Raw genomic sequence first — 12263 nt, forward strand, 5'->3', positions numbered from 1 at the left:
CGAGCCGACGCCGAGCCCTTGATGCGCCGCGTCGACGCCAGTTCCACGATGCTTCGGGCCGACGCCACGTCCAAGATGCGTCGAGCCGACGCGAAGTCCATGATGTCAGTCAGCCGGTGATCAGGGGTGGACCAGTCGTGACCGTTCGGAAATCGATCGTCTTCAACGGCGACCTCGGCAGCGGCAAGAGCACGGTGTCGGTCGAGATCGCCAAGCGGCTGGGGCTGCGTCGGGTCAGCGTCGGCGACCTCTACCGCCAGATGGCGCAGGAGCGGCAGATGACCGCGCTCCAGCTCAACCTGCACGCCGAGCTGGACCAGGCCGTCGACGGCTACGTCGACCAGCTCCAGCAGGACATCGCCGCCTCCGGCGAAAGCCTGGTGATGGACTCCCGGCTGGCCTGGCACTTCTTCACCGACGCGCTCAAGGTGCACATGATCACCGAGCCGTCCGAGGCGGCCCGCCGGGTGCTGGCCCGCCCCTCCGGCCCGGCCGAGAGCTACGCCTCGCTGGAGGAGGCGCGGGCCAAGCTGCGGGAGCGCAGCGAGAGCGAGCGGAGCCGGTTCATCGTCCGCTACGGCGTCGACAAGGCCCGGCTGCGCAACTACGACCTGGTCTGCGACTCCACCCGGGCCACCCCGGAGCAGGTGATCAGCCACATCGTCGACGCGTACGAGGGCCGGCTCGGCGCGGACGTGCTGCGCGACGACCCGCCGCTGCTGCTGCTCGACCCGGCCCGGGTCTACCCGACCGAGGACATCGGCACGCTGCGTGGGCTGTGGGACAGCGACTTCGTCGGCGACGTCGCCGAGGCCGGCGACGAGGCGCTGGAGCCGCTGACCATCGGCTACACGGGGGAGTACTTCTTCGTCGTGGACGGCCACCGCCGGCTCAGCGCGGCCGTCCAGAGCGGGTTCCCGCTGGTCGCGGCCCGGCTGGTGGCGGAGGCCGACGAGCCGGTGGTCGGCGGGATGAGCGCCGTGGAGTACTTCGCCACGCAGGTGCGCCCCAGCACCGTGTACGACTGGGAGGCGGCCCACAAGATCGACCTTCCGCTGCCGGAGCACTGCCTGCGGGCCGGGGACACCGTGCTCGCCGGCGACCCCGCCCCCCGCGCCTGACCGTCCCGTCGCCAGCCTGACCGTCCCCGCCCGCGCCTGACCCTTCCGCCCGCGCCCGGCCCCTCCGCCGTCGCGGCGGGGGTGCCGGTTCGCGGCATCGACGGGCATGATGGAGCCTCGGGTCTGGCGACGGGGAGGCCGGTCATGGACGCTGCCGAGGCGGTCACGCTGCTGATGTCACCGGCCGGGCGGGTCGACCCGTACCCGGTCTACGAGCTGCTGCGCGCGCACGGGCCGGTCGTCGAGGTCGGCCCGTCCTTCTTCGTGGTCACCGGCCACGCCGAGATCGACGCGTTCCTGCGCGACCCCCGGACGCGGGTCTTCGACCGCCCGCTGCGCGACCAGTTCACGCCGGGCTGGCAGGACAGCGCCGCCATGGTGTCGCTGTCCCGTTCCGTGCTGCGCACCGACCCGCCCGATCACACCCGGATGCGTCGGCTGGTGGCCGGGGCGTTCACCCCGCGCCGGATCGCCGCGCTGCGCGAGGTGGTGACCGCCCAGGCCGGCGAGCTGGCCGACGCGATGGCGCGCCGGCTGCGCGCCGGTGAGCCGGTGGACTTCGTGGACCAGTTCGCCTACCCGCTGCCGGTGGGGGTGATCTGTGCCCTGCTCGGCGTGCCGGCCGCGGACCGGTCGCTGTTCCGCCGCTGGGCCGGCGACCTGACCGGGGTGCTGGAGCCGGAGATCTCCGCCGAGGAGCTGGCCGTCGCCGACCGGGGCGCGGCCGAGCTGGGGGCGTACCTCTTCGACCTGGTCGCCGCCCGCCACCGCGCCCCGGCCGACGACCTGACCACCGCGCTGGTGCGGGCGCACGACGCCGACGGCGACCGGCTCACCGCCGAGGAGCTGCTGGCCAACCTGATGGTGCTGCTGGTGGCCGGCTTCGAGACCACCACGAACCTGCTCGGCAACGGCCTGGTCACCCTGCTGGCGCACCCCCGGGCCGCCGCCGCGCTGCGCTCCCGGGCCGAGCTGGCCCCCGCGTACGTCGAGGAACTGCTGCGCCACGACTCGCCGGTGCAGCTCACCACCCGGCTCACCGTCGCCCCGGTGCCGTACGGCGGGTCGACGCTGCCGGCCGGCAGTTGGCTGCTGCTGCTCCTCGGCGCGGGCAACCGGGACCCGCGCACGCACCCGGAGCCGGCTCGGTTCGACCCCTGGCGGGCGCAGATCCAGCCGCTCTCCTTCGGCGGCGGCCCGCACTACTGCCTCGGCGCGGCCCTGGCCCGGATGGAGGCGCAGGTGGCCTTCCCGCTGCTGCTGCGCAGCTTCCCCGAGCTGGCGGTGGCCGGCACGCCCCGGCGCCGGGCCCGGCTGACCCTGCGCGGCTACGCCACCCTCCCCGTCACCCTGTGCGATCAGTCACCGCCGGTCGACGCCGGCACGCCGGCCGGAGCCGCCACCCCGCGCACTCCGTAGACTGGTACGGCACGACCGTCGTCCCACCGAAGGAGCCACCGCGAGTGACCGTCCAGCCCATCCGTCTGTTCGGGGACCCGGTGCTGCGCACACCGGCCGATCCGGTCGTCGACTTCGACGCGGAGCTGCGCAAGCTCATCGCGGATCTCACCGACACGATGCGCGAGCAGAACGGCGCCGGTCTCGCCGCGCCCCAGCTCGGAGTGGGCCTGCGGGTGTTCACCTTCGACGTCGACGACGTGCTCGGCCACCTCGTCAACCCGGTGCTGGAGTTCCCCGACTCCGAGGAACAGGACGGCCCCGAGGGCTGCCTGTCCATCCCCGGGCTCTACTTCGACACCAAGCGCCGGCAGAACGTGGTCGCGAAGGGCTTCAACGGCTACGGCGACCCCGTGCAGATCGTCGGCGCCGGCCTGATGGCCCGCTGCGTCCAGCACGAGACCGACCACCTCGACGGGGTGCTCTTCGTCGACCGGCTGGACCCGGCCGGCCGCAAGGAGGCGATGAAGGCGATCCGCCAGGCGGAGTGGTACGACCCGGCCACCCCGCCGACGGTCAAGCTCAACCCGCACGCCGCCGGCAACCCCTTCGGCCTGGGGCGGTGACGGCGGTGCGTCTGCTCTTCGCCGGCACCCCGGCCGTCGCCGTTCCCGCCCTGGCCGCCGTCGCGGCCTCCGGCCACGAGCTGCTCGCCGTGGTCACCCGCCCCGACGCGCCCGCTGGCCGGGGCCGGGGCCTGGTCCGCTCGCCCGTCGGCGCGTGGGCCGACGAGCACGGCGTCGAGGTGCTCACCCCGGCCCGCCCGCGCGAGCCGGAGTTCCTCGACCGGCTGCGCGAGCTGGCCCCCGACTGCGTTCCCGTGGTCGCCTACGGCGCGCTGGTGCCCCCGGCCGCCCTGGAGATCCCCCGGCACGGCTGGATCAACCTGCACTTCTCGCTGCTGCCCGCCTGGCGCGGCGCGGCCCCCGTGCAGCACGCCGTGCTGCACGGCGACGAGGTGACCGGGGCCAGCGTCTTCGCGCTGGAGGAGGGGCTGGACACCGGCCCGGTCTACGGCACCCTCACCGACGAGATCCGCCCCACCGACACCTCGGGCGACCTGCTGGAGCGGCTCGCCCACTCGGGGGCCGACCTGCTGGTGGCCGTCCTCGACGCGATCGGGGCGGGCACCGGGCGGGCCGAGCCGCAGCCCGCCGACGGGGTGTCGCTCGCGCCGAAGCTGACCGTGGAGGACGCCCGGGTGCGCTGGGGCGACCCCGCGTTCGCCGTGGACCGGCGCATCCGCGCCTGCACCCCGGCCCCCGGTCCCTGGACGACGTTCCGGGGCGAGCGGGTCAAGCTCGGCCCGGTCGTACCCGTCGGCGAGGGCCCCGAGCTGAAGCCGGGGGAGCTGGTTGTGGAGAAGTCCCGGGTGCTGGCCGGCACGGCCACCGTCCCGGTGGCCCTCGGCGAGGTGCGGGCGGCGGGCAAGAAGGCCATGCCGGCGACCGACTGGGCGCGGGGCGCCCGCGTCGCGGCCGGGGAGGTGTTCGCGTGACGGGGCCGGCGGAGCGGCCCGAGCGGGGGCACGACGAGCGGCGCGGCGACGCGCGCGACCGGGGCTACGCCGACCGGCGCCCCGACCGGTCGCCCGGCGGCCCGCGCGGCGACCGTCCGGCGTACGGTGACCGCCCGACCCGGGGCGACCGCCCGGCGTACGGTGACCGCCCGACCCGGGGCGACCGTCCGGCCTACGGTGACCGCCCGGCCCGGGGCGACCGTCCGGCCTACGGCGACCGCCCGGCCCGGGGCGGGCGGCCCGGCCCGGACCGGCGGGGCGACCGACCGGCCCGACCCGCCGTGGACCTGCCCCGGTACGTGGCGTACCAGGCGGTCGCGGCGGTGCACCGGGACGACGCGTACGCCAACCTGGTGCTGCCGGCGCTGCTGCGCGACGCCGGGCTGACCGGCCGGGACGCGGCCTTCGCCACCGAGCTGACCTACGGCGCGCTGCGGCACACCGGCACCCTCGACGCGATCCTCACCGACGCCGCCGGCCGGGACGTGGCCCGGATCGACCCGCCGGTGCGCGACGCGCTGCGGCTGGGCGCGTACCAGCTCCTGCACACCCGGGTGCCGGCGCACGCGGCGGTCTCCTCGACCGTCGACCTGGTGCGCGCGGTCGGCGCCGGCGCCACCGGCTTCGCCAACGCGGTGCTGCGCGAGGTGGCCGCGCGCGACGCCGACGCCTGGGTGGCGAAACTCGCCCCGGACTTCGAGGCCGACCCGATCGGGCACCTGGCCCTGGCCTACAGCCACCCGCAGTGGATCGTGCGGGCGTTCGCCGAGGCGCTCGGCGGCGACCTGGGCGAGACCACCCGCCTGCTGATCGAGGACAACGACCGTCCGCCGGTGCACCTGTGCGCCCGGCCGGGCCTGGCCGACCCGGTCGAGCTGGCCGACGAGGTCGGCGGCGCGCCGGGCGCGTTCTCCCCGTACGCGGTCTACCTCGGCGGCGGGGCACCGGGCGACCTGCCGGCGCTGGCCGAGGGCCGGGCGCACGTCCAGGACGAGGGCTCCCAGCTCGTGGCCAACGCGCTGGCGGTGGCCCCGCTCGACGGCCCGGACGCGCACTGGCTCGACCTGTGCGCCGGGCCGGGCGGCAAGTCGGCCCTGCTCGGGGCGCTCGCCGCGCAGCGGGGGGCCCGGCTGACCGCGGTCGAGGTCTCCGAGCACCGGGCCCGGCTGGTCACCCAGGCGACCCGGGGGCTGCCGGTGACGGTGCTGCACACCGACGGCCGCACGGTCGGCTCCGATCCGGAGCTGCCCGAGGGGCACTTCGACCGGGTGCTGGTGGACGCCCCGTGCACCGGGCTGGGCGCGCTGCGCCGCCGGCCCGAGGCCCGCTGGCGCAAGCAGCCGTCGGACCTGCCGCCGCTGACCCGGTTGCAACGCGAGCTGCTCTCGGCGGCGCTGCGGGCGGCGCGCCCGGGTGGCCTGGTGGCCTACGTGACCTGCTCGCCGCACACGGTGGAGACGCACGTGACGGTGACCGAGGCGGCCCGCCGCGCCGGGGTGCCGGCGGACTTCGTCGACGCCCGCCCGCTGCTGCCGGCCGCCATGCCGGGGCTGGGGGACGGGCCGTCGGTGCAGCTCTGGCCGCACCGGCACGGCACCGACGCGATGTTCCTCGCGGTGCTGCGCCGGGGCTGACCGGCCCGGAACACGACGGGGGACGGCCGACCGGCCGTCCCCCGTCTCCGTGGCCCGCAGCGGGTCGGGGGAGCGCCCGGCGACGCGCCGACGGTCACGTCTGGGTCACAGCGTGTCCCGGGTGGGGCCGCGATGCCGACGGTTCGCGGTCGCCTTCGTACACTGGCCCGGTGAGCGTACCGCCGCCGATCGTCGCCCCCAGCATCCTCGCCGCCGACTTCGCCCGCCTGGCCGAGGAGGTCCGCGCCGTCGAGGGCGCCGCAGACTGGCTGCACGTGGACGTCATGGACAACCACTTCGTGCCGAACCTGACCATCGGGCTGCCCGTCGTGCAGAGCCTACGGGCCGCCACGCGGCTCCCGTTCGACGTGCACCTCATGATCAACGACCCGCGCCGCTGGGCCCCCGGGTACGCCGACGCGGGGGCGTACAACGTCACCTTCCACGCGGAGGCCTGCGACAACCCGGTGGCCCTGGCGAAGGACCTGCGGGCGGCCGGGGCGAAGGCGGGGCTGGCGATCGACCGGGACACCCCGATCGAGCCGTACCTGGAGCTGCTGCCGAGCTTCGACACGCTGCTGATCATGACGATCAAGGCCGGCTTCGGCGGGCAGCGGTTCATCCCGGAGCTGCTGGACAAGGTGCGCGCCGCCCGTCGGCACGTCGACGCCGGCCACCTGGAGCTGCGCATCGAGGTCGACGGCGGGATCGCCGCGGACACCATCGAGCAGGCCGCCGCCGCCGGCGCGGACGCCTTCGTCGCCGGCACCGCCGTCTACGGGGCCGACGACCCCGCCGAGGCCGTCCGTCGCCTGCGCGGCCTCGCGGAGCGCGCGGTCGCCGGGGTCTGAGGTGGACGCCCCCGAGGAGCGTCCCGACATCATCCTCGTCGTCGACGACGACGCGGACATCGCCCGGTTCGTCGAGTTCAACCTGCGGCTGCACGGCTTCGACGTGATCCACGCCAGCGACGGCCAGGAGGCGCTCGACAAGATCGAGCGGCAACGGCCCGACCTGGCGGTGGTCGACCTGATGATGCCGCGCATCGACGGGCTGGAGCTGACCCGGCGGCTGCGCGCCAACCCGATGACCTCCGCCCTGCCGGTGATCATGCTGACCGCCAAGGGGCTGACCGTGGACAAGGTCCACGGGCTCAGCGCGGGCGCGGACGACTACCTGGTCAAGCCCTTCGACACCGCCGAGCTGGTCGCCCGGGTCAGCTCCACCCTGCGCCGCAACAAGGAGTTCCGGGAGGTCTCCCCGCTGACCGGCCTGCCCGGCAACTCCCGCATCCGCCGGGAGATCAGCGACCGGGTGCGCAACGGCGTCGACTACGCCGTCGGCTACGTCGACATCGACCGGTTCAAGAGCGTCAACGACCGGTACGGCTTCGTCCGGGGCGACGAGTTCATCTCCGCGCTGGCCCGCAGCCTGCACCGGGCGGTGGTGGCGATCGGGCTGCCGCCGGCCTTCCTCGGCCACGTCGGCGGCGACGACTTCGTCATCGTCTGCGCCCCCGAGCAGGTCCTGCCGCTCACCTCCCGCGCGGTGGTGGACTTCGAGACCTCCGCCGACCGCCTCTACGACGCCTCCGACGCCGAGCGCGGCTACGTCGAGCTGAAGGACCGCCGGGGCAACATCCGGCGCGCCGCGCTGGTCACGCTCTCGATCGGGGTCTCCGTCTCCGACGCGGACAAGCGCTTCACCAACCCGCTGGAGGCCATCGCCGTGGCCTCGGAGATGAAGTCCGTCGCCAAGAGCCAACCCGGCTCGTACGTGGCCGTGGACCGGCGGCGCGGCGTCACCTGACCGGCCGCCCACTGTGAGGTAGCTCCCCTCCGGGCAGACGACCGCCGCGCGGCGTGCAACACTTCGGGGGTACCCACCACGCGCTGGCGGGACTCGGTGTAATTCCGAACCGGCGGTGATCCACGGTCGAGACCGTGGTAAGCCCGCTACCCGGACGGCTCTGCCGCCCGGTGGACCTGGTGAGACTCCGGGGCCGACGGTTGGGGGCGGCCAGCCCACCCCCAGACAGTCCGGATGGGAGACAGCGCGCGGGACGGGGCGGGCCCTGTGCCGGCCGCTGACCTCAGCCGCCGCGCGGGCTCCCCGGGGCCGGCTCCGCCGTCCCCGGATCTCCGCCGCCGCCTGCCCGCGGCCTCCCGTCCCGCCCGCGCGCCGGACCGGCGAGTGAGAGGGCAGGGCGATGGCCAGCGTCTGCGTGGACGAGGCGATGCGTCGGGCGATCGCGCTCGCGGCCCGCGGGCTCGGCACCACCAGCCCCAACCCGGTGGTCGGCTGCGTGCTGCTCGACCCGGACGGCGAGGTCGTCGGGGAGGGATTCCACGCGTACGCGGGCGGGCCGCACGCCGAGATCGTCGCGCTGGCCCAGGCCGGCAGCCGCGCCCGGGGCGGAACGGCCGTGGTCACGCTGGAGCCCTGCGACCACACCGGCCGCACCGGCCCGTGCAGCCACGCCCTGATCACCGCCGGCGTCGCCCGGGTGGTCGTCGCGGTGCCGGACCCGAACCCCATCGCCTCCGGCGGCGCCGCGACCCTGCGCGCCGCCGGCATCGCCGTCGAGGTCGGGCTGCGCGCCGCCGAGGCCGAGGCCGGCAACGTCGCCTGGCTGACCTCCACGCGCCGGGGCTGGCCGTACGTGATCTGGAAGTACGCCGCGACCCTCGACGGGCGCTCCGCCGCCGCCGACGGCACCAGCATGTGGATCACCTCGGAGGCCGCCCGGACCGACGTGCACGCGCTGCGCGGCACGGTCGACGCGGTGCTCGCCGGGGTGGGCACCGTGCTCGCCGACGACCCCCGGCTCACCGCCCGCAACCTCCGCGACGGCAGCCTTGCCATCCGGCAGCCGCTGCGGGTGGTGGTGGACAGCTCGGGGCGTACCCCCGCCGGGGCCCGGGTCCGCGACGGCGCCGCCCGGACCTGGATCGCCACCGCCGCCGAGGTCGGCGCCGGCCCGGACGGCCGGGTCGACCTGCCGGCGCTGCTGGCGGAGCTGCACCGCCGGGGGGTGCGGGCCGCGCTGCTCGAGGGCGGCCCGAAGCTGGCCGGCGCGTTCCTCGCCGCCGGCCTGGTCGACAGGGTCGTCGGGTACGTCGCGCCGAAGCTGCTCGGCGCGGGCGCGACCGCGCTGGCCGACGCCGGGGTGGACACCGTCGCCGACGCCGTCGAGCTGGAGATCACCGACGTCACCCAGGTCGGTCCCGACCTGCGGATCACCGCGCTGCCCCGGAAGAGGGAGGGCTGACATGTTCACCGGCATCGTCGAGGAGCTGGGCGAGGTCGTCCGCGTGACCGAGACCGGGGGCGACTCCGCGCTGGTCGCCGTCCGGGGCCCGCTGGTCACCACCGACGCCCGGCACGGCGACTCCATCGCGGTCAACGGCGTCTGCCTCACCGTCGTCGACGTCGGCGGCGGGGTCTTCACCGCCGACGTGATGGGCGAGACGCTGCGCCGCTCCGCGCTGGGCGCGCTGCGCCCCGGCGCCCCGGTCAACCTGGAGCGGGCCGCCGCGCTGAACAGCCGGCTCGGCGGGCACATCGTGCAGGGCCACGTCGACGGGGTGGGCGAGGTGCTGTCCCGGGAGCCGGCCGAGCAGTGGGAGACGGTCCGCTTCCGCCTCCCCGCCGGCCTCGCCCGGTACGTGGTGGAGAAGGGCTCGATCACCGTCGACGGCGTGTCGCTGACCGTGGCCGGGGTGGGGCCGGACTGGTTTGCCGTCGGGCTGATCCCCACCACCCTCAAGCTGACCACGCTCGGCGCCCGCGCCGTGGGCGACCCCGTCAACCTGGAGGTGGACGTGCTGGCCAAGTACGTCGAGCGCCTGCTCGGCGACCGGCTGGCCGGCGGGGGCGACGGACCAACCGGCGGCGGATCGCCCGGCGGGGACCCCGACCGGCCGGGCGACGGGGGCGCGCGGTGACCGGGCCCCTCGGCTGGCTGCTCGACGCCCAGGTGCAGGTCGCCGGCTCCCCGGTGCTGGTGCGCGAGGTGGTCGGCAACGTCTTCGGCCTGGCCTCGGCGCTGTTCGGGCTGCGCCTGGCGGTCTGGGCCTGGCCGGTCGGCATGGCCGGCAACGCGCTGCTGTTCACCGTCTTCCTCGGCGGGGCGTTCGCCACCCCGCAGGCCCACGACCTCTACGGGCAGGCCGGCCGGCAGGTGTTCTTCTTCGCCGTCAGCCTCTACGGCTGGTGGCGCTGGTCGCGCAACCGCCGGCCCGGGGCCGACGGCGACCGCGCCGCGGTCGCGCCGCGCTGGGCCACCGGCCGGGAGCGGCTCGGCCTGCTGCTGGCCGCCGCCGTGGGCACCGCCGTCGCGTACCCGGTGCTGGCGGCGCTCGGCTCCTGGGGGCCGCTGGCCGACGCGTGGATCCTCACCGGCAGCCTGCTCGCCACGTACGGCATGGCCCGGGGCTGGGTGGAGTTCTGGCTGATCTGGATCGCGGTGGACGCGGTCGGCGTGCCGCTGCTGCTGCGCGGCGGGTTCTACCCGTCCGCCGCCATGTACCTCGTCTACGGGGCGTTCTGCGCCTGGGGCTTCGCCGCCTGGTGGCGCACCTCGCGGTCCGCCCGTCCGGCCCGCGCCCCGCTCCCGCCCACCTACTCGGAGGCCGTCGCATGAGCGAGCGCAGCGAACGAATCATCAGGTGCGGCGTGCCGCCTCACGGCGGCACACGGCGGAGCGGAGTACCGGCATGAGCACTTTCGCCAGCATCGAGCAGGCGGTGGCGGACATCGCCGCCGGCCGGCCCGTCGTCGTGGTCGACGACGCCGACCGGGAGAACGAGGGCGACCTGATCTTCGCCGCCGAGCTGGCCACCCCCGAGCTGGTGGCGTTCATGGTCCGCCACACGTCCGGCTACATCTGCGTGCCGCTGACCGAGAGCGAGTGCGACCGCCTGGACCTGCCGCCCATGCACCACACCAACCAGGACCGGCGCGGCACCGCGTACACGGTGACGGTGGACGCCCGCGAGGGGGTCAGCACCGGCATCTCGGCGGCCGACCGGGCGCACACCATCCGGCTGCTCGCCGCCGCCTCCACCGACCCGACCGACCTGGCCCGGCCCGGGCACGTGGTGCCGCTGCGCGCCCGGGAGGGCGGCGTGCTGCGCCGGCCCGGGCACACCGAGGCCGCGATCGACCTGACCCGGCTCGCCGGGCTGCGCCCGGCCGGCGTGCTCTGCGAGCTGGTCAACGACGACGGCACCATGATGCGCCTGCCGGACCTGGAGAAGTTCTGCGCCACGCACGGGCTGACCCTGGTCACCATCGCCGACCTGATCGCCCACCGGCGGCGCACCGAGAAGCAGGTGGAGCAGGTCGCGGCGGCGCGGATGCCCACCCCGTACGGGACGTTCCGGGCGCTGGGCTACCGCGCCGAGCACGACAGCGCCGAGCACCTCGCCCTGGTGATGGGCGACCTCGGTGACGGCTCCGACGTGCTGGTCCGGGTGCACTCGGAGTGCCTCACCGGCGACGTGTTCGGCTCGCTGCGCTGCGACTGCGGCCCCCAGTTGCAGGCCGCGCTGGCCCGGGTCGCCCGGGAGGGGCGCGGGGTGGTGCTCTACGTGCGCGGGCACGAGGGGCGAGGGATCGGCCTGCTGCAGAAGCTCCAGGCGTACCAGTTGCAGGACCTGGGCCGCGACACCGTGGACGCGAACCTCGACCTGGGGTTGCCGGCCGACGCGCGGGACTACGGCACCGGCGCGCAGATCCTCTACGACCTGGGCGTGCGGTCGATGCGGCTGCTGACGAACAACCCGGCCAAGCGGGCCGGGCTGGAGGGGTACGGCCTCACCGTCACCGGCCGCGAGGGGCTGCCGGTGCGGGCGCACCCGGAGAACGTGCGCTACCTGCGCACCAAGCGGGACCGGATGGGCCACCTGCTGGACGAGTTGGACGAGGTCACCGAGGCGCCGATGGGCCGCCCGGTCGCGAACGACGAGATCGGAGCGTAGCCATGGCGGGTTTCGGTGAGCCCGGGGTGGAGGCGGTGGACGCCGCCGGGATGACGGTCGGCGTCGTGGCCGCGCGCTGGCACGGCGAGCTGACCGACCACATGCTCGACCGGGCGGTGGCGGCGGCGCGGGCGTGCGGGGCGCGGGCGGTCGTGGCCCGGGTCGCCGGCTCCGTGGAGTTGCCGGTGGTCGCCCAGGCGATGGCCCGCCGCTTCGACGTGGTGGTCGCCCTCGGCGTGGTGGTGCGCGGCGCCACCGCCCACTTCGACTACGTGTGCCGGTCGGTCACCGACGGGCTGACCCGGGTCGCCCTCGACGAGGGCAAGCCGGTCGCGCACGGGGTGCTCACGGTGGACACCGTCGAGCAGGCCCGGGACCGGGCCGGGCTGCCCGGCTCGGCCGAGGACAAGGGCTGGTCGGCGACGGTCGCCGCGCTGGACGCCGCGCTGGCCGTACGCGGCCTGGACGCCGCCGCCCCTCGTCTGGGCTTCGGCGCCTGACCGGCGGACTCGGGTTGCCGGGTCGCCGACATGGGGGCATCCCGGCC

At 75.8% G+C, this 12263-nt stretch carries 12 protein-coding genes and 1 riboswitch; all 12 genes read left to right on the forward strand.

The window, feature by feature from the left end:
• The first annotated feature begins 137 nt into the window (after positions 1-137).
• The 12 genes from LPU43_RS02735 (at position 138) to ribH (ending at position 12216) form a co-directional block, all read left to right on the forward strand.
• Positions 138-1121 carry an AAA family ATPase gene (locus LPU43_RS02735; protein ID WP_229398491.1) on the forward strand — a complete coding sequence of 328 codons (984 nt, stop codon included), beginning with the start codon at positions 138-140 and terminating at the stop codon, positions 1119-1121.
• Between the two features lie 144 nt (positions 1122-1265).
• Entirely contained in the window at positions 1266-2540 is a 1275-nt protein-coding gene (locus LPU43_RS02740) for a cytochrome P450 (protein WP_229398493.1), read from the forward strand.
• A gap of 44 nt (positions 2541-2584) precedes the next feature.
• Entirely contained in the window at positions 2585-3145 is a 561-nt protein-coding gene (gene def, locus LPU43_RS02745) for a peptide deformylase (RefSeq protein ID WP_229398495.1), read from the forward strand.
• 5 nt (positions 3146-3150) lie between these two features.
• A complete protein-coding gene (gene fmt, locus LPU43_RS02750; protein ID WP_229398633.1) occupies positions 3151-4077 on the forward strand; it encodes a methionyl-tRNA formyltransferase in 927 nt (308 codons plus the stop codon).
• Positions 4074-5732 (forward strand): RsmB/NOP family class I SAM-dependent RNA methyltransferase, encoded by a 1659-nt coding sequence (locus tag LPU43_RS02755; RefSeq protein WP_229398496.1) that lies wholly within the window; start codon positions 4074-4076, stop codon positions 5730-5732. Before fmt ends, LPU43_RS02755 begins: the two co-directional genes overlap by 4 nt.
• A 170-nt stretch (positions 5733-5902) precedes the next feature.
• Positions 5903-6583 (forward strand): ribulose-phosphate 3-epimerase, encoded by a 681-nt coding sequence (gene rpe / locus LPU43_RS02760; RefSeq protein WP_229398497.1) that lies wholly within the window; start codon positions 5903-5905, stop codon positions 6581-6583.
• A gap of 1 nt (position 6584) precedes the next feature.
• Positions 6585-7541 (forward strand): response regulator, encoded by a 957-nt coding sequence (locus tag LPU43_RS02765; RefSeq protein WP_229398498.1) that lies wholly within the window; start codon positions 6585-6587, stop codon positions 7539-7541.
• Between the two features lie 78 nt (positions 7542-7619).
• Positions 7620-7791, forward strand: a riboswitch (FMN riboswitch).
• Positions 7792-7941: 150 nt separating this feature from the next.
• Complete coding sequence (gene ribD / locus LPU43_RS02770) at positions 7942-9003, forward strand: bifunctional diaminohydroxyphosphoribosylaminopyrimidine deaminase/5-amino-6-(5-phosphoribosylamino)uracil reductase RibD (RefSeq protein ID WP_229398499.1); 1062 nt, start codon at positions 7942-7944, stop codon at positions 9001-9003.
• A 1-nt stretch (position 9004) separates the two neighbouring features.
• Positions 9005-9679: a riboflavin synthase gene (locus LPU43_RS02775; protein ID WP_229398500.1), complete on the forward strand. Its 675-nt coding sequence runs from the start codon at positions 9005-9007 to the stop codon at positions 9677-9679.
• Positions 9676-10377: a nicotinamide riboside transporter PnuC gene (gene pnuC / locus LPU43_RS02780; RefSeq protein WP_229398501.1), complete on the forward strand. Its 702-nt coding sequence runs from the start codon at positions 9676-9678 to the stop codon at positions 10375-10377. The genes LPU43_RS02775 and pnuC overlap by 4 nt, the downstream gene beginning before the upstream one ends.
• Positions 10378-10450: 73 nt before the next feature.
• The gene (locus LPU43_RS02785; RefSeq protein ID WP_229398502.1) at positions 10451-11716 is read left to right on the forward strand and encodes a bifunctional 3,4-dihydroxy-2-butanone-4-phosphate synthase/GTP cyclohydrolase II; all 1266 of its coding nucleotides are present in this window, start codon (positions 10451-10453) and stop codon (positions 11714-11716) included.
• Positions 11717-11718: 2 nt separating this feature from the next.
• Positions 11719-12216: a 6,7-dimethyl-8-ribityllumazine synthase gene (gene ribH, locus LPU43_RS02790; protein ID WP_229398503.1), complete on the forward strand. Its 498-nt coding sequence runs from the start codon at positions 11719-11721 to the stop codon at positions 12214-12216.
• The last annotated feature ends 47 nt before the right edge of the window (positions 12217-12263 follow it).

Origin of the sequence: Micromonospora okii (assembly GCF_020884795.1) — a bacterium.
In the GTDB taxonomy this organism is placed as follows: Bacteria; Actinomycetota; Actinomycetes; order Mycobacteriales; family Micromonosporaceae; genus Micromonospora; species Micromonospora okii.